Here is an 18,389-nt window from a genome sequence, read left to right on the forward strand (position 1 = left end):
TTTCCCTGTCAGATTGTTTGAAAACAAATATATCAATTACCCAAAAAAGCCCATAAAGTCCTCGTTCGAATCTTTTATGCAGGGAGAGCCTAGATGAAGAAAGTTGCCTTGATCACCGGAGCCCGTGGCGGCATCGGATCCGCCATCACCACCGCCTTGCTGGCCCAGGGGTATCGCATCATCGCCACCCACTCCAGCGCCAACGGCGCGGCGGCGCACGACTGGTATGCAGAGCAGGGCTTTAGGCCGGATCAGGTGCGGCTGCTGGCGCTGGACGTGGCCGACACCGCCATGTGCCGCGAGGCCCTGGGCCGCTTGCTGCAGGATGAAGGGCGGGTGGACGTGCTGGTCAACAATGCCGGCATCACCCGGGACGGGGCCTTCAAGCGGATGACCCCGGAGCAGTGGTTCGAGGTGATCCACACCAACCTGTGCAGCCTCTACAACGTGACCCAGCCGCTGTTCGACGCCATGTGCGAGCAACGCGATGCCCGCATCATCAACATCTCCTCGGTCAATGGCCAGAAGGGGCAGTTCGGCCAGGTCAACTACTCGGCCGCCAAGGCGGGCATGCTGGGCTTCACCAAGGCGCTGGCGGCGGAAGGGGCCCGCTTCGGGGTGACGGTCAACGCCATCGCCCCCGGCTACACCGCCACCCCCATGGTGGAGGCGATCCGCACCGACATCCTCGACAGCATCAAGGCCGACATCCCCATGCGCCGACTGGCCAAGCCGGAGGAGATCGCCGCCGCCGTGGTGTTTCTTGCCAGCGAGGCGGGTGCCTATATCACCGGCGAGACCCTGGCCATCAACGGCGGCCTCTATATGAAGTGAGGCCTGGCCTTATCTAATCGACATAGCACATCGACAGAGGGCAGCCCGCGGGCTGCCCTCTTTTTTGATCCGGCCAACCGGAACGGCCTTCTTCCTTGCCCGGACTACGGACGTGTCGCCGTGGCCCCCACCGGCTCGGCGAAGTGGCTGCGCAGGGCGGCGATCACCCGGCGCACCTTCTCCGGGATCTCCCGCTGCGGGGTGATGGCGTGGATCTCCATGGGCGGCACCCGAAAGCCCGGCAGCAGTTCCAGCAGGCGACCCGAGGCGAGATCTTCTGCGATCTCCCCCTCCGGCTGCAGCGACACCCCCTGCCCCGCCAGGGTGAACTGGCGCAGCGGCAGCACGTTGTTGCACACCACCCGCGGCTTGGGCTTGACCCTGTGCCCCTGCCCCTTTTCATCGAAGAAGGTCAGGCCGCCGCTCAGCATGTCGGCGGCCAGCCAGTCGTGTTCCAGCAGCGCCTCCGGACTGCGCGGGGTGCCCTTGCGCGCCAGATAGGCAGGTGAGGCGCACAGCAGCATCCGGGTCTGGCCCAGCTTGCGCGCCACCAGGGTGGAGTCTTCGAGTGTGCCGACCCGCAGCGCCACGTCGATACGCTCCTTGATGAGATCCCGCTTCTCGTCGTCGGCGATGATCTGGATGCACAGGCCGGGGTGGGCCTGCAGCAACGGCGACAGTGCCCGTGCCAGCGGCTGGCCGGCCATCCCCACCGGGGCGGTGATCCGCACCTCCCCCAGCAGGCTGTCACGCACCTCCGAGAGGCGCAGCTCGGTCTGGTTGAGGGTCTGCTGCAGGGACTGGCACCCCTGCCACACCACCTCCCCCGCCTCGGTCAGGTTGAGGCGGCGGGTGGAGCGGTGCAGCAGGGTGAGCCCGAGCAGGCTCTCCAGCTGGCTGATATGCTGACTGACGGCGGAGGGTGTCATGCCGAGGGCCTTGGCGGCGCCGGTCATGCTGCCCGCCTCGACCACGGCGGCGAAAATGGCGTAACGCTTGAGCTGTTCCATTATTAAATCCAGCTTATAAGTGAATGCAATTTACAACGGATTATTAAATCACATTCGGGGGCGTAGGATAGCCCCATTCCAACAGTGAAGGAGAATCTCCCATGAAAATTGCCCTGATCGGTGCCAGCGGTTTTGTCGGTACAGCCATCCTCAATGAAGCCGTCAGCCGCGGCCATCACGTCACCGCCATCGTGCGTGACGTGAACAAGGTCGCCGCTCACCCGCAAGTCACCGCCGTGGCGGTGGATGCCCAGGACAGCCAGGCGCTGGCCAAGGTGCTCAAGGGGCACGATCGGGTGATCAGCGCCTACAACCCGGGCTGGACCACCCCGGACATCTACGACCAGTACCTCAAGGGGGCCAGCGCCATCGTGGCTGCCGCCGTCGCGGCCAACAGCTGGCTGCTGGTGGTCGGCGGCGCCGGCAGTCTGGAAATTGCCCCTGGCGTGCAACTGGTGGATACCCCGGAATTCCCGGCCGAGTGGAAACAGGGGGCCCTGGCCGCCCGCGACGGCCTCACGGCGCTTCGCCGTGAAACCACCCTCGACTGGCGTTTCGTCTCCCCGCCCGTGTTCCTGGAACCCGGCGAGAAGCGTGGCGACTACCGGCTCGGTGCCGATCAGGTGCTATTCAGCGGTGAACAACCGGCCGGGATCACGGTCGGCGATCTGGCCGATGGCGTGCTCAACGAAGCGGAAAAACCGGCCCACCTGCGCCAGCGCTTCACCCTGGGTTACTGAGCCTAACCTCGGTACCACACAGGGCCGCTGCGCCCGTCACACAAAGGGAGGCATCAGCCTCCCTTTTTGCATCTCTGCATTTTGCGCATCTCTGTGTTGCCAGCGATGTTCGCCTCTTTTTGGCTCAAGTCGCGCTCACATTGCACACAAGCCGGTACATTCTTGGTCAGGCCAACATGGACGCCAAGTGCGCCGGTATATTGCCATCATTGCCGCTCAATCCGCAGCCACCCGGATGGGTGGCGAATTCTATTTCGATTTTTGTATATAACTAAGAATAATTTGTTGTTTCCGTCTTATAACTCCGAACAGTAGCATCTCCCTCAATCCAAATGACGCTATTCCTGGCAACAGGGCGGTGGCCGGTTCATCGGTCAAGGCGTCGTCGTTTTCATGTCAGGTGTGCGGGTAGCCTCTCGCCCCTGGCCAGTGAGGAGGTGCACATGGAACATTCACCACTGCCGATCATCGATCTCGCCGCCCTCGATGGCGCCCCCGAGACCCGTCGCCAGATGCTGGCCACCCTTGGCCGGGCGGCCCGCGAGGTGGGCTTTTTCTATCTGGTCGGCCATGGCCTGAGCGAGCAAGAGCAGCAGGAAACCCTGGCGCTGGCGGCCCGCTTCTTCGCCCTGCCGCAGCAGGAGAAGCTGGCGGTGCAGATGGTGCACTCCCCCCACTTTCGCGGCTACAACCAGGTGGGGGCCGAGCTCACCCGGGCGCGGCCGGATCTGCGCGAGCAGTTCGATATCATGAATGAGGCGCAGGCCCTGGCTTCGGCGCAGATCCGTGAACCCTGGCAGCGGCTCATCGGCCCCAACCAGTGGCCCATAGCCCTGCCCGACATGCAAGCGCAGCTGCTGGCGTGGCAGGAGAAGTTGAGCGCCATCAGCCTCACCCTGCTGGCCGCCTTCGCCGAGGTGCTGGAGCAACCAGCCGGGGTGTTTGACGACAGCATTCGCGGCGCCCCCTATCAGCACATGAAGCTCATTCACTACCCGGGGCAAGCCGCAGGGGGCAGCGGTCAGGGGGTGGGAGCCCACAAGGATCCCGGCTACCTGACTCTGGTGATGCAGGATCATCACTCCGGGCTCGAGGTGGAGACAGCGAGTGGCTGGATCTCGACACCGCCCCTGCCGGGGGCCCTGGTGGTCAATATCGGCGAGCTGCTGGAGCTCGCCTCCAACGGCTACCTCAAGGCCACCCTGCACCGGGTAGCAAGCCCGCCGCCCGGCGTCTCGCGCCTCTCCTGCGCCTTCTTCATGGCGGCGCGGCTGGATGCCACCGTGCCGCTGCTCAGCCTCTCCCCCGCGCTGGCAGCCCAGGCGCTGGGACCCGAGAGCGACTCGACCAACCCGCTCTTTTATCAGGTGGGGGAGAACGTACTCAAAGGGAGGCTGCGCTCCCACCCGGATGTGGCGGTCCGCCACTATGGCGTCGCCCCGCCGTCGGCCAATCCGCAGATGACAAACGGGCAAACTACAAAGCGCGATCGGCGCGAGCCACAACTCGCCTGACGCTGTCATACCTAATAGACGGGGGGCGCCGCGGCGCGCCCTTCAAACGACACAAGCAGTTGGGCCACAGCCTGGCAATGACGGAGCAATACAATGAAATTCAAAACCATGAGCGTGCACAGCGGCCAGCGGATCGATCCCCAGACCGGTGCCCTCACCACCCCACTCTACCAGAGCAGCACCTTCAGCTACTTCAACGCCCAGGCGGGCAAGGAGCGCTTCGCAGGTCAAGCCCCCGGCTTTATCTACAGCCGCTTTGGCAACCCCACCACCGCCGAGCTGGAGCAGAAGCTGGCGGCCCTGGAAGGGGCCGACGAGGCGCTGGTGGTGGCGAGCGGCATGGCGGCGGTGAGCGCCATCATGTATGCCCTGGCCGACAGCGGCGATGAAGTGGCCTATATCGGCCCCCTCTACGGCGGTACCGATGCCTTCCTCAAGCAGACCTTCAGCCGCGCCGGCATCAAGGTCACCGCCTACGAGAGCGATCAGGATCTACTGGCCAACATCCGCCCCGCCACCAAGGTGGTACTGTTCGAAACCCTGACCAACCCCACCCTCAAGGTGGTGGATCCGCGGGTGGTGGTGGAGGCGGCTCGCAAGGTGGGCGCCATTACTGTGTGTGACAACACCTTCCTCACCCCCTACCTGCTGCGCCCACTGGAGCTTGGCATCGACATCGTGATGCACAGCGGCACCAAATACCTGGGCGGTCACGGCGACATCATCGCCGGGGTGGTGGCGGGCTCTCACGCACTGATGAAGTCGATCCGCACCGTGGCCCTCAAGCACATCGGCTCCCCCATCGGCCCGCAGGAGGCCTACCTGCTGCAGCGCGGGGTCAAGACCCTGCCCCTGCGCATGGATGCCCACCTGCACAATGCCCAGAAGGTGGCCGACTTCCTGGCCGCCCACCCGGCGGTGAAGAAGGTGATCTACCCGGGTCTTGCCAACCATCCTGGCCACGATGCCCTCGGCGCCTTCGCCAGCGGTTTTGGCGGCATGGTGAGCATCGAGCTGGAAGGCGGATTTGCCCGTTGCGCCACCCTGCTCGACAACCTGCAGCTGTTCGTGCAGGCGGTGAGCCTGGGGGATCTCGAGAGCCTGGCCTGCCATCCGGCCAGCACCACCCACGCCGCCATGGACGAGGCGAGCCGCCTCGCCGCCGGGGTCAATGACGATCTCATCCGCTTCAGCATCGGGGTGGAGGACGCCGACGATCTGATTGCCGATCTGGCCGCCGCCCTGGCCCTGATCTGACCGCCTGTCTCTTTTGAATGAAAAAAACAGCCCGCCCCCTGCCAGGGGGCGGGCTGTTTTGCTTGCGGCCGGAGCCCAATAGGAGCAAACCCACTTAAGGCGTGGCAGAGAGGCGCTGCACCGGCCAGCCCAGTGCGGCCAGCTCGGGGGCCAGCACCTTGGCATCCCCCACCACCAGGATCACCATGTCGTCGGGATCGAGCCAGCGGCGGGCCAGCTCACGCAGGGTAAAGGGGGAGAGCTGGCTCACCTGCTGCACCTGCTGCTCCACATAATCCTGCGGCCACCCTTTGAGCAGGATGGGTTGCATGTAGGCCACCTCCTGCGGCAGCGTCTCGTAGTCGAGCGCCTGACCATTGAGCACCCGATCCCGCAGGGTACGCACCTCCAGCCGGGTCGGCCCCAGCCGCTGATACTTGTCGAGCTCCTGCAGGATCTGCCGCAGCGCCGCCCCGGTCACTGCGCTGCGCACGCTGCTTTGCAGCAGGAAATAGCCCGCATCGACGTTGCCCTCGAAGGTGGCGCCGATAAAGTAGGTGTAACCCAGCTCCTCACGCAGCCGGATGTTCAACCGCTCGGCGAGGGAGACATTCATCAGCCGGGTCAGGTACTGCTCGCCGAAGGCATCCTCCGCCATGGCGCGCCGCCCCACCCGGATCTGGCTGAGCGCAGCCCCGGGATTGTCCAGCAGATAGATGGCCCGTTTGGCCTGCTGCCCACGCCACTCCAGAGAGCGCAGGGCCGCCGGCTGACCCGTTGGCTCGACCAGAAACCCGAGGGCTTTCATCACCCGTTCCTGGGCCAGATCCCCGCTCACCACCACTTGGGCTTCCCCGCTGCGATGGACCGACTGATAAAAATGGCGCACATCGTCCAAGGTCAGCGCCCGCAGGCTGGCCACGGGATCCAGCGGCTTGACCCCCTTGAGCAGGGCGCCGAACTGCCAGTCCGCCTGCCACTGGGGATCGCGAGCCAGCTGTTGCAGCCACTGGCTGTAGTCAAACTGGCTGCGCTCGAAATCGGCGCTGCGCATGGCGGGCTGCAGCACCAATTCCCGTACCAGCGCCAGCACCTCCTCGAAATGGGAGGTGAGCCCCTGGACCTCGATGGAGCTGCGCTCCTCACCATGTTCGAATCTGATGCTGGCTCCCAGCTGGCGCGCCCGCTCCTCGATGCTCGCCTCCTGCAGCTGTTCGCTGCCAAGGGAGAGCATGGCGTCAGTCAGGGTGGCGACCCCGCCCTTGCCCTCCGGCTCGGCCCGCTCACCGCCCGGCCAGTTGATGCTCATGGCAAAGGCCGGCACTTCATCGCTGTAGTGACCGAGCAGAGAGACCCGCTCACCCAGCTTGGCATGCCACAGGGTCGGCATGGGCACCGGCAAAGCACCGCCACTGGCCGGCTCCTGGCGTCGATCCAGGGTCTCCTTGATCTGCCTGGGAGCCAGCGTCTGCTGCGGCCGGGCCAGCGGCAAGGGGGGGGGCTCGACGAAATTGGGGTTGCCCGCCTGCCACTCGGGATGCTCGGCCGGCACCACGCTCAGCACCACCCTGGGCTTGTTCAACACATAGCGCGTCAATGCCCGCTGCAGATCGGCCGGCGTCACCCGGGCAAGGCGCTTGAGGTTGCGGTACTGGAAGTTGGGATCCTGAAACAGGGTATAACCTGTGCCCAGCTGCTCCACCTTGCCGGCCACGCTGTCCAGCGGCCAAATCCGTTTGGCGCGCAGGGCATTGACCGAGTGGGCCAGCTGCTCGCGGGTGCCCCCGTCGTTGGCGAGCTGGCCGATGACCCGATCGATCTCCGCCTTGATGGGGCCAAGCTCGGCCCCTTTGGCTAGATTGGGAATGGCATGGATCATCAACTTGCATGCCAGCACATTGCATTCATGGCTGGCAAAGACGGAGACCAGCCTGCCGCTTTGCTGCAGCTCTCGCTGCAACAGGCCACTGGCCGAGCCCCCCAGCTGATCCGCCAGCAGATCGAGAGCCTCGACCCCGGGATCACTGGCAGAGACGGTCGGATAGGCCAGCACCAGCAGGGGTTCGGCCACCCGCTCGGTCAGGGTGCGATAGCGGCTCTTCTTCAGCGTCACCGGACGCACCAGCGGCCGAGTCTGGGCCGGGGTGGCGGGCAAGGCCCCGAAATAGCGCTCGACCCAGGCCAGGGTCTGGGCCGGCTGAATGTCACCGCCGATCACCAGGGTGGCGTTGTTGGGCCCATACCAACGCAGGAAGAATTGACGCACGTCCTCCAGGGTGAGGCGATCCAGATCCGCAGCCCGGCCAAACGGCGTGTTGAAGTAGGGGTGATTTGGCGGGTAAAGCGTGCGATTCAGCGCCTCATAGAAGCGCCCATAGGGTTGATCTTCGATCAGGTTGGCGCGCTCGTTCTTGATGATGTCGCGCTGCACGTCCAGCTTCTGCTGATAGAGGGTATCGAGCAGAAACCCCATGCGATCCGCCTCCAGCCAGAGCACCTTCTCCAGCTGATTGGCCGGCAGCGTCTGGAAATAGCGGGTCTGATCCTCCTGGGTCCAGCCGTTCACATCCTTTGATCCCATCTGTTGCAGCAGGCGGTTATGGCCCTCCTCCCCCGCGTGAGCCGAGCCCTGAAACATCATGTGCTCGAACAGGTGGGCCAGCCCGGACTGGCCCGGCGCCTCTTCTTCCAGCCCCACCCGGTAGTGGACCGCCACGTGCACCAGGGGATCGGAGTGATCCTGGGTCAGGATCACCGTCAGGCCATTGTCGAGCCGATATTGCTGATAGGGCACGATCAAGGGATCGGCCACTTTTTTCTGCTCCTTGACCAGCACCGGGCCGGCCAAGGCCAAGACACTGAAGAAATAGAGCAAACTCCACACGACTCTCATGTAATTTCCCAATTCTCGAACCTGAACATTATTATGGGTCACCGTTGCTGCCCTTCATTGGTCTCGCAGCAAGGGGAAAACGGCGACGGCACGCCATGGGCGTAACGCGCACTATTGAGCATATAAATATTATTTTCGCCCCCCACGGGGCTGCCGCGAGCCGGCCGCCACGCCGCGTCGGATCACCTGGCGCCACGGCCTCGTGGTATCGGCCTGGCCAGGCGGTCAGTGTAATCAATCGGGCTCGCAGTGGATATCTTGAATGGATATTCATTTGTAACAAGGCATATATCCCGCCCATCCCGCGAGCCCACCGCACCCTATTTTGTGGTACAGATGGAATAGAACGAGTCGGCTACCAGGGCGGCTGCGGGAATATATTTCCGGCACTGACTGCTCAGTCAGGAAATAATCGATGCGCCACTGTTAATATCTATTTAGTTAATAACAGTGTCGCTGCATTACAAAACCAAGACCCCATGCCTTGCAGCGTCAATGGCATCGAGCCTGCCCTGTTTCTGCCAAAAAAACAGGGGGCCTGAGCCCCCTGTCGTCGTTCCCGATTGCCATCACCCGCGGTCCAGCAGGATATTGAGCATGCGGCGCAGCGGCTCGGCGGCGCCCCACAACAGCTGGTCGCCCACGGTGAAGGCGGCCAAATACTCCGGACCCATGTTGAGCTTGCGCAGACGACCGACCGGGATGCTGAGGGTGCCGGTGACGGCGGCCGGGGTCAGCTCGCGGGCGGTGATGTCGCGATCGTTGGGGATCACTTTCACCCAGTCGTTGTGGGCGGCCAGCAGGGCTTCGATCTCGGCCAGCGGCACATCCTTTTTCAGCTTGATGGTGAAGGCCTGGCTGTGGCAGCGCAGGGCACCGATGCGCACGCACAGGCCATCCACCGGAATGGCGGCGTTTTCGATACCCAGGATCTTGTTGGTCTCGGCCTGGCCCTTCCACTCTTCGCGGCTCTGGCCGTTGTCGAGCTTGGTGTCGATCCAGGGGATGAGGCCACCGGCCAGCGGTACGCCGAAGTTGTCCACCGGCAGGGTGCCGGAGCGGGTCTTTTCGGTGATCTTGCGCTCGATGTCGAGGATGGCGGAGGCGGGATCCGCCAGCTCCACCGCCACTTCATCACGCAGCAGCCCCATCTGGGTGACCAGCTCACGCATGTGGCGCGCACCGCCGCCGGAGGCAGCCTGATAGGTGGCCACGCTCACCCACTCCACCAGATCGGCCTTGAACAGGCCACCCAGGGCCAGCAGCATCAGACTGACGGTGCAGTTGCCGCCGACGAAGGTCTTGATGCCGTCGTTCAGGGCATGTTCGATGACATCGCCGTTGACCGGATCCAGGATGATGACCGCGTCCTTCTCCATGCGCAGGGAGGAGGCGGCATCAATCCAGTAACCCTGCCAGCCGGCGGCTTTCAGGCGCGGATAGACATCCTTGGTGTAGTCGCCGCCCTGGGCGGTGATGATGACGTCCTGTGCGGCCAGCGCCTCGATGTCGAAGGCATCCTGCAGGGTGCCGGCATCGACGCCGAAATTGGGGGCGGCCTCACCGGCCTGGGAGGTGGTGAAGAAGGTGGGCTGAATGCGGGCAAAATCCTTCTCTTCCTGCATCCGGCTCATCAACACCGAACCCACCATGCCACGCCAACCGACCAAACCTACTTTTTTCATAATGTCCTACCCTGGATAGCTGCTTATAGAAACCGAGTGTGATACCCGTGATCCCTTGTCCGGCGCGGGCCGTTTACAAGCGGTTCACAAAATATGGGTTGCGAAAAATGCGTCTGTCCACATTACGGATTGTGACGGCGGGCGCAAGTCGAATTGCGCAATATTCTGTGCCGTTCGCTGCAATATCCGTCAGCCTGGCCGGCCTGCGGCCAGCCGGTTGGCATCCCGCCACGACTTGGGGCATCATTGAGACCGACCGGCAGCCCCGCTGCCCCTCGGGGACGACCCCGAGGCCTCCTGATGCGCAGGGACGACCCTGCTTCCTGCGGAATCTGCCTTATGTCCTGGTTGCTCCTGCTGCTGGCCGGCCTGTTCGAGGTCGCCTGGGCCATCGGCCTCAAGTACACCGACGGTTTCAGCCGTCCCCTCCCCACCCTGCTGACCCTGCTCGCCATGGGAGTGAGCGTGCTGCTGCTCGCCATGGCGGTCAAACAGCTGCCCCTTGGCACCGCCTACGCAGTCTGGACCGGCATCGGCGCGGTCGGCACCGTGCTGATGGGGATCTGGCTGTTCAACGAACCGGCCACCCTCGCCCGGGTGCTCTGCCTGCTGCTGATCATCGGCGGGATCCTGGGTCTGAAATTCATCGGCTGAGGCACGCCCCAAGGCGGTTGAAAGGAGAGCAAAACGGGGCATGGGCCCCGTTTTTTGCCTGCCAAACGCGCCGACCCCTGCTATTATCTGCGGCCAAACATGAGCCAATAAAAATCAGGATATCGTGATGACCGACCACACTTTTATTCCCGGCAAGGACGCGGCGCTGGAAGACTCCATCGAACGTTTCCAGACCAAGCTGCAAGCCCTGGGGTTTGATATCGAAGAGGCCTCCTGGCTCAACCCCGTGCCCAACGTCTGGTCCGTGCACATCCGGGACAAGGAGTGCTCCCTCTGTTTCACCAACGGCAAGGGTGCCAGCAAGAAGGCGGCGCTCGCCTCCGCCCTCGGCGAATATTTCGAGCGTCTCTCCACCAACTACTTCTTCGCCGACTTCTATCTGGGCGAGCAGGTTGCCAATGGCGACTTCGTGCACTACCCGAACGAGAAGTGGTTCCCCATCGAGGGGGATCAGCTGCCCACTGGTCTGCTCGACAGCTTCACCCGCAAGTTCTACAACCCGGACGGTGAAGTGACCGCCGACATGCTGGTGGACCTGCAATCCGGCAACGAAGAGCGCGGCATCGTCGCCCTGCCCTTCGAGCGCCAGTCCGATCACCAGACCGTCTACATCCCGATGAACATCATCGGCAACCTCTACGTCTCCAACGGCATGAGCGCCGGCAACACCAAGACCGAAGCCCGCACCCAGGGCTTGTCCGAGGTGTTCGAGCGCCACGTCAAAAACAAGATCATCGCAGAAGCGCTGAGCCTGCCGGAGATCCCGGCCGAGGTGATCGCCCGTTACCCCGGCATCAAGGCCTCCATCGAGGCGCTGGAAGCCGAAGGCTTCCCCATCTACAGCTTCGATGCCTCCCTGGGTGGTCGCTACCCGGTCATCTGCGTGGTGCTGCTCAACCCGAGCAACGGCACCTGCTTTGCCTCCTTCGGCGCCCACCCGCGTTTCGAAGTGGCCTTCGAGCGCACCGTCACTGAGCTGCTGCAGGGCCGCAGCCTCAAGGATCTGGATGTGTTCGTACCGCCCTCGTTTGACAACGAGCAGGTGGCGGATCACCACAACCTAGAGACACACTTCATCGACTCCTCCGGCCTCATCAGCTGGGACCTGTTCAAGCAGGATGTGGACTTCGAGTTTGCCGACTGGGACTTCCGCGGCACCTCGCAGGAGGAGTTCGACCACCTGATCGGCATCTTCCACGAGCTGGAGCAGCCGGTCTACATCGCCGACTACGAGCACCTGGGCGTCTACGCCTGCCGCATCCTGGTGCCCGGCATGTCCGACATCTATCCGGCCGAAGATCTGCTGCTGGCCAACAACACCATGGGTGCCCACCTGCGGGAAACCATACTGGCGCTGCCGGCGCTGGAGTGGGACGCGGAGCAGTACATGGCGCTGTTCGACCAGCTGGATGAAGAGGGTCACGACGAGCGCACCCGGGTGCGCGAGCTGCTCGGCATCGCCGCCGCCAAGGGCACCGCCCTGCACACCCTGCGGGTCGGCGAGCTCAAAGCCATGCTGGCGCTGGCCGCCGGTGAACTCGACACGGCGCTCGATCTCATCGACTGGACCATGGAGTTCAACCAGTCGGTGTTCCCGGCCGATCGCGCCAACTTCTATCGCGCCCTGCGCGCCTGTGTCGAGCTGTTCCTGGACGAGGATCGCGATCCCGAGCAGTACCGCGCCGTGTTTGCCCGCATGTATGGCGAAGAGACGCTGACGCAGGCTTGGGCCCACGCCAGCGGTGAAGCGCGCTTCCACGGACTGGCAGCCGCCGATCTCTCCCTCAGCCAGTTCCCGCTGCACCAGAAACTGCTGGCTGCCTACGAGAAGCTGCAGAAGGCCAAACGAGCCCATTCATGGGGTTGATGTGGTAACATTCCGAAGGGGCCCTGATGGCCCCTTCTCTTTTATGGTCAGCCAAGTGGCCATTTGTTATTCAAAGATGAAATAAAAAACAAAAAATACCTCTTAGGGGGTTGCCAACAAGGAGTAGCGAGTGCTGGGGAGACGCAAAGATGCCTTGCCGGCACACTTTTTCAGGGATGAAAAATAAATTGTTTAAAATCATGATATTAAAAAAACCACGTTTCTGTTTCAGCTGAAACCTGGTGTAAAGAATCGCTGCCGGGGGACTCAAATATTTGTAGTAAAATTACATTCACAATCTGCAATTCTTGATCGGAGTCAATTTTGACGATCTGGCCCTTTGTTATGATTTCCACAGGCAAAACATCAGGTACATGAGAATTGAAAGCAGAATCTCCCTTTGATTGTCTCAAGCCAGAAGCCATCGCTGCACTGGCAGAAGATATAACCTATGCCAAGGCCACCAAGCCCGCATACAAGGTCATCCCCCTGGCCATCACAGCTGGCGCCTTCATCGCCATCGCTTTCGTCTTCTACATCACAGTCACCACCGGTGCCGGCAATGTGGCCTGGGGCCTCAGCAAGCTGGTCGGCGGTCTCTGTTTCGCTCTTGGCCTGATCCTCTGCGTGCTGCTCGGCGCCGAGCTGTTCACCTCCACCACCCTCACCCTGGTGGCCAAGGCGGCAAATCGCATCACCTGGGCCCAGCTGTTCAAGAACTGGGGACTGGTCTACTTCGGCAACCTCATCGGCGGTCTCATCATTGTCGGCCTCATCATCATGTCGGCCGAATACATGGCGGCAGATGGTCAGTGGGGCCTCAACGCCCTCAAGGTGGCCCAGCACAAGATCCACCACACCTTCTTCGAAGCCGTGGCGCTTGGCATCCTCTGCAACCTCATGGTGTGTCTCGCCGTGTGGATGGCGTTCGGCGCCCGCAGTGCCACCGACAAGGTGATGGTCATGCTGCTCCCCGTCGCCATGTTCGTGGCCTCCGGTTTTGAGCACAGCATCGCAAACATGTTTATGATCCCGGTCGGCATCGCCATTCACAGCGTCGCAGGCCCGGAATTCTGGCAGGCCATCGGCCAGGACCCGGCGACCTTTGCCGACCTGACCGTATCCAACTTCGTCCTGCACAACCTCATTCCTGTCACCATAGGTAATATCATTGGTGGTGGCGTCATGGTTGGGCTGACTTACTGGTTTATCTTCCGTCGCCATCATTAAGGATGGCGGCAGACACATAAATACCTTGAGAGGTAATGAAAATGGCAGAACTTAACGAACAGTTCCAAAAAGCATGGGAAGGCTTCGCAGCCGGTGAATGGCAGACCTCTGTCAACACCCGTGACTTCATCCAGAAGAACTACACCCCGTATGAAGGTGACGAGTCCTTCCTGGCTGGCGCGACCGAAGCTACCACCAAGCTGTGGGACAAGGTCATGGAAGGCATCAAGATCGAGAACCGCACCCACGCGCCGGTCGATTTTGATACCGACCTGCCCTCCACCATTACCGCTCACGATGCCGGCTATATCGATCAGAGCCTGGAGCAAATTGTTGGTCTGCAGACCGACAAGCCGCTCAAGCGCGCCATCATCGCCAACGGTGGCATCAAGATGGTCAAGACCTCTTGCGAAGTGTACGGTCGTCAACTGGACCCCATGGTCGAGAAGATCTTCACCGAGTACCGCAAGACTCACAACCAGGGCGTGTTTGACGTCTACACCAAAGACATCCTGAACTGCCGCAAGTCCGGCGTCATCACTGGTCTGCCGGATGCCTACGGTCGTGGCCGTATCATCGGTGACTACCGTCGTGTTGCCCTGTACGGTATCGACTTCCTGATGGCCGACAAACTGGCCCAGTTCAAGTCCCTGCAGGCTGACCTGGAAAACGGTGTCAACCTGGAAGCCACCATCCGTCTGCGCGAAGAGATCTCCGAGCAGCACCGTGCCCTGGCCCAGATGAAGGTGATGGCTGCCAAATATGGTTGCGACATCTCCGTTCCGGCCAAGACCGCCAAAGAAGCCGTACAGTGGACCTACTTCGCCTACCTGGCGGCAGTCAAGTCCCAGAACGGCGCGGCCATGTCCTTCGGTCGTACCTCCAGCTTCCTGGACATCTACATCGAGCGTGACCTGCAAAAAGGCCTGATCACCGAGCAAGAAGCCCAGGAGCTGATGGACCACATGGTCATGAAGCTGCGTATGGTTCGCTTCCTGCGTACCCCGGAATACGATTCACTGTTCTCCGGCGACCCGATGTGGGCTACCGAGACCCTGGCAGGTATGGGCGTTGACGGCCGTACCCTGGTCACCAAGAACAGCTTCCGTATGCTGAACACCCTGTACACCATGGGCCCGTCCCCTGAGCCGAACCTGACCATCCTGTGGTCCGAGAAGCTGCCGGTCGGTTTCAAGAAGTACTGCGCCAAGGTATCCATCGAGACCTCTTCCGTTCAGTACGAGAACGACGACCTGATGCGTCCGGACTTCAACAACGATGACTACGCCATCGCTTGCTGTGTGTCCCCGATGATCGTCGGCAAACAGATGCAGTTCTTCGGTGCTCGTGCCAACCTGGCCAAGACCATGCTGTACGCCATCAACGGCGGTATGGACGAGAAGATGAAGCTGCAGGTGGGTCCGAAGACCGACATGATCACCTCCGAGTACCTCGAGTACAACGACGTGATGGATCGTCTGGATCACTTCATGGACTGGCTGGCCAAGCAATACGTTGCCGCGCTGAACATCATCCACTACATGCACGACAAGTACAGCTACGAAGCCTCTCTGATGGCGCTGCACGACCGCGACGTCTATCGCACCATGGCTTGCGGCATCGCCGGTTTGTCCGTGGCCGCTGACTCCCTGTCTGCCATCAAGTACGCCAAGGTCAAGCCGGTTCGTGACGAAGATGGCGTGGCCATCGACTTCGAAATCGAAGGCGAGTACCCGCAGTTCGGTAACAACGACGCTCGCGTCGATGACATCGCCTGCGACCTAGTCGAGCGCTTCATGAAGAAAATTCAGAAGCTGAACACCTACCGTGGTGCCGTGGCTACCCAGTCCGTGCTGACCATCACTTCCAACGTGGTGTACGGCAAGAAGACCGGTAACACTCCGGATGGCCGTCGCGCCGGTGCGCCGTTCGGCCCGGGTGCCAACCCGATGCACGGTCGTGATCAGAAGGGCGCCGTTGCTTCCCTGACGTCCGTCGCCAAGCTGCCGTTCGCCTACGCCAAAGATGGTATCTCCTATACCTTCTCCATCGTGCCGAACGCCCTGGGCAAAGACATGGAAGCCCAGAAAGCCAACCTGGCTGGCCTGATGGATGGTTACTTCCACCACGAAGCCAACCTGGAAGGCGGTCAGCACCTGAACGTCAACGTGATGAACCGTGAAATGCTGCTGGACGCCATGGAAAACCCGGAAAAATATCCGCAGTTGACCATCCGCGTATCCGGTTATGCCGTTCGCTTCAACTCCTTGACCAAAGAGCAACAGCAAGACGTCATCACCCGTACCTTCACCGCTTCTCTGTAATAGAGTCTCGGTGAGCAAAAACCGGCGCCAAGGCGCCGGTTTTTTTATGCCTGATAGTCAGGGAGCATGGCCTGAAAACCTGCAGGCAAGGTCGGCACTCCCCTCCTCTCACCCCGCCCTGTTCAGGGCCGCTCGCCTGCCGCCAGACGGCGGTTGATATCGGCAATCACCGGGGCGATATCGGCCAGGGTGTCGATAACGTAGTGCGCCCCCGCCGCCCGCAGTTTGGCCTCCGCCGGTGCACGACGAGCGGCAATCTGCGCCTCGCTCATGGCGGCAAACTCCTCCCAGGTGGCACCAAATTCGTTGCCGGAAACCGACAATCCCACGGTCCACATGCCCGCGTTCAACCCTTCGCTGATGCCAGGCACGGCATCATCCACCTTGATACAGCGATGCACCGCGCTTATTCCCAGCTCAATCACGTTGGCCAACGCCATCCAGGGGCCGGGACGGCCACCCGCCTTGAGGTCATCGGTGGCGACCCAGTGATCAGGCCGATAGCCGTGAGCGGCCGCCGCCGGTACCAGCGCCTCCATCACCGGACGGGGATAACCGGAACAGGAGCCGATCCGCAGCCCTTGTGCTCGAAGCCCATCCAGCACCGGCAGCACCCCGGGAATGGGGGCGGCGAAGCGGGTCACGGCGGCAATCTGCAGCGGCATAAAGGTGTGATAAATGTGGTCCACCTCGGCGTGGCTCATGGGGTGGCCAAAGCGAGCCTGCCAGCGCGCATCCACCGAGGGCAGACGCCCCAGCGTCGCGATATGATCCCATTTGCCAAGGCCCATGGGCTGGCGCGCCTCATCCAGGGTCACAGCAAAGTCATAGGCGCGGGCGAAGGCCTCGACGAAGATGGAAGTGGGGGCGAAGGAGCCGAAATCAACCACGGTACCGGCCCAGTCGAGGAGCAGCGCCTCCACGTCGGTGGTCGGTTGGATGGCAATCTGCAAGTCAGTCATGGTGATCTTCCTGTTTCGGGAAAAGTGCAATCTCGCCAAGGGCGCGATCGAGAATGGCGATGGCGCGCACCAGATCGGCGCGAGCGATATTGAGCGGGGGCGAGAGCTGGATGACATTGCCCTGGGAGACCTTGAAGCTGAGCCCGAGTTTCAGACAGCGGTAGAGCAGCCGCTCGGCGGCCTCGCTATTGCGAGTGCGACTCTGATGATCGACCACCAGATCGAGCGCCCAGAGCAAACCGATACCGCGCACCTGGCCGATCAGAGGGTGGCGCTCGGCAAGCGCCGCAAGCTCGCGCGCCATAAAGCGGTCGTCCTCCCGCGCTTTTTCCAGCAGTCCCTCTTCACGGATGGTGGCGATGGTGGCGAGGGCCGCCGCACAGCCGACGGGGCTCTTCTCGTGGGTGTAGTGACCGAGCGAAATAGCCGCCGCCTGATTGAAACGATCGCGAGTGATGAGCGCGGCAAACGGCACCACCCCGCCCCCCAACCCCTTGCCAAGGCAGATGATGTCAGGCTCGATGCCGAACTCTTCGAAGCTGAACCAGTGGCCGGTGCGACCCAGGGCATTGGGGATCTCGTCGACAATCAGCAGCACCTGGTGGCGATCGCAGATCTCCCGCACCCGCTGCCAATATGCCCTTGAGGGCACCTGCACATCGGTGTTGCGGATGGGCTCGGCGATAAAGGCGCCGATTCCTCCCTCCTTCTCGATGACGTACTCCAGATAATCGGCGTAGTGCAGGTCATCCCCCTCGCCGCGATACCAGACGCCGCGATAACGGGTGGGCGGCGGGATGCGCTCCACACCGGCCATCAGCGGGCCCATATCGGCGCGAAAACAGGCCTCGCCACCGACCGAGATGGCATCGAGGGAGGCGCCGTGAAAGGCGTCCCACAGGGATACCACCTTGCTGTTGCCGGTAATGAAGCGGGCAAGCTTCAAGGCAATGCCCACCACCTCGCTGCCGCCGGGGGCGAACAGCACCCGGTTGAGATCGCCGGGAGCCAGTTCGGCCAAAGTGCGGGCGCAGTCGATAGCGACCCGATGGGTGTAGCGGCGGGGGGCGAACGGCAAGTCGGCGAGTTGCTGCTGCACCGCGGCCACCACCCTGGGGTGACCGTGGCCCAGCTGATGGACGCTGTTGCCGTGAAAATCCAGGTACTGCTTGCCCGATACGCTGGTCAGCCAGCTCCCCTGCGCGCTCTCAAGCAGATCGAGACAGGGGGTGGAGAGGGCCTGATGGAGAAAGTAGCGGCTATCCTCCGCCAATCCGGCCTGTACATCTTCGCTCTGACCCGCCCACCAGCGCGCCCGCCCCTCGCCGAGGTTGATATCCCCTTCACTGTCGGCGCGGCCACTGCCGTGCAGCTTATCGCCACGCAGATCGCGACCGTGAAGCGCTAGGCTCGTCATCG

At 62.3% G+C, this 18,389-nt stretch carries 13 protein-coding genes; 8 read left to right on the forward strand and 5 right to left on the reverse strand.

All coding sequences use genetic code 11. The features are described from left to right. The first annotated feature begins 93 nt into the window (after positions 1-93). A complete protein-coding gene (locus BN1143_RS01530; RefSeq protein ID WP_010634159.1) occupies positions 94-834 on the forward strand; it encodes an SDR family oxidoreductase in 741 nt (246 codons plus the stop codon). Between the two features lie 104 nt (positions 835-938). Here BN1143_RS01530 and BN1143_RS01535 read toward each other — a convergent pair whose 3' ends face one another. Continuing rightward, positions 939-1,844 (reverse strand): LysR family transcriptional regulator, encoded by a 906-nt coding sequence (locus BN1143_RS01535; RefSeq protein ID WP_042049399.1) that lies wholly within the window; start codon positions 1,842-1,844, stop codon positions 939-941. A gap of 101 nt (positions 1,845-1,945) precedes the next feature. Here BN1143_RS01535 and BN1143_RS01540 point away from each other — a divergent pair, with 101 nt between their 5' ends. From BN1143_RS01540 to BN1143_RS01550, 3 genes are all read left to right on the forward strand, one after another. Further along, complete coding sequence (locus tag BN1143_RS01540) at positions 1,946-2,584, forward strand: NAD(P)-dependent oxidoreductase (protein WP_042049401.1); 639 nt, start codon at positions 1,946-1,948, stop codon at positions 2,582-2,584. A 443-nt stretch (positions 2,585-3,027) separates the two neighbouring features. Continuing rightward, entirely contained in the window at positions 3,028-4,098 is a 1,071-nt protein-coding gene (locus BN1143_RS01545) for an isopenicillin N synthase family dioxygenase (RefSeq protein ID WP_042049402.1), read from the forward strand. A 93-nt stretch (positions 4,099-4,191) separates the two neighbouring features. Continuing rightward, on the forward strand, positions 4,192-5,355 hold the full coding sequence (locus tag BN1143_RS01550; RefSeq protein ID WP_029303189.1) for a trans-sulfuration enzyme family protein: 1,164 nt from the start codon (positions 4,192-4,194) through the stop codon (positions 5,353-5,355). Positions 5,356-5,449: 94 nt separating this feature from the next. Here BN1143_RS01550 and BN1143_RS01555 read toward each other — a convergent pair whose 3' ends face one another. Both BN1143_RS01555 and asd read right to left on the reverse strand, forming a co-directional pair. Then, entirely contained in the window at positions 5,450-8,227 is a 2,778-nt protein-coding gene (locus tag BN1143_RS01555) for a M16 family metallopeptidase (RefSeq protein ID WP_042049403.1), read from the reverse strand. Between the two features lie 569 nt (positions 8,228-8,796). Beyond that, on the reverse strand, positions 8,797-9,912 hold the full coding sequence (gene asd / locus BN1143_RS01560) for an aspartate-semialdehyde dehydrogenase (RefSeq protein WP_005300252.1): 1,116 nt from the start codon (positions 9,910-9,912) through the stop codon (positions 8,797-8,799). A gap of 339 nt (positions 9,913-10,251) precedes the next feature. On the opposite strand from asd, the gene sugE reads away from it, so the two are divergent. The 4 genes from sugE to pflB all read left to right on the forward strand — a co-directional run bounded on the left by sugE (position 10,252) and on the right by pflB (position 16,008). Beyond that, a complete protein-coding gene (sugE, locus tag BN1143_RS01565; RefSeq protein WP_010634166.1) occupies positions 10,252-10,566 on the forward strand; it encodes a quaternary ammonium compound efflux SMR transporter SugE in 315 nt (104 codons plus the stop codon). 127 nt (positions 10,567-10,693) lie between these two features. Beyond that, positions 10,694-12,454, forward strand: a complete 1,761-nt coding sequence (gene ycaO, locus BN1143_RS01570) for a 30S ribosomal protein S12 methylthiotransferase accessory factor YcaO (protein WP_042049404.1) — start codon at positions 10,694-10,696, stop codon at positions 12,452-12,454. 381 nt (positions 12,455-12,835) lie between these two features. After that, positions 12,836-13,684, forward strand: coding sequence for a formate transporter FocA (focA, locus tag BN1143_RS01575; RefSeq protein ID WP_005300246.1), 849 nt, complete (start codon positions 12,836-12,838; stop codon positions 13,682-13,684). 41 nt (positions 13,685-13,725) lie between these two features. Further along, positions 13,726-16,008: a formate C-acetyltransferase gene (gene pflB, locus BN1143_RS01580; RefSeq protein WP_042049412.1), complete on the forward strand. Its 2,283-nt coding sequence runs from the start codon at positions 13,726-13,728 to the stop codon at positions 16,006-16,008. A 122-nt stretch (positions 16,009-16,130) separates the two neighbouring features. Here the strand turns inward: pflB and phnX are convergent, their stop codons facing one another. After that, a complete protein-coding gene (gene phnX, locus BN1143_RS01585) occupies positions 16,131-16,970 on the reverse strand; it encodes a phosphonoacetaldehyde hydrolase (protein WP_042049406.1) in 840 nt (279 codons plus the stop codon). Then, the gene (locus BN1143_RS01590) at positions 16,963-18,387 is read right to left on the reverse strand and encodes an aspartate aminotransferase family protein (RefSeq protein WP_042049407.1); all 1,425 of its coding nucleotides are present in this window, start codon (positions 18,385-18,387) and stop codon (positions 16,963-16,965) included. Before BN1143_RS01590 ends, phnX begins: the two co-directional genes overlap by 8 nt. Between the last annotated feature and the right edge of the window lie 2 nt (positions 18,388-18,389).

It is taken from the genome of Aeromonas dhakensis (genome assembly GCF_000820305.1).
Classification (GTDB): domain Bacteria; phylum Pseudomonadota; class Gammaproteobacteria; order Enterobacterales; family Aeromonadaceae; genus Aeromonas; species Aeromonas dhakensis.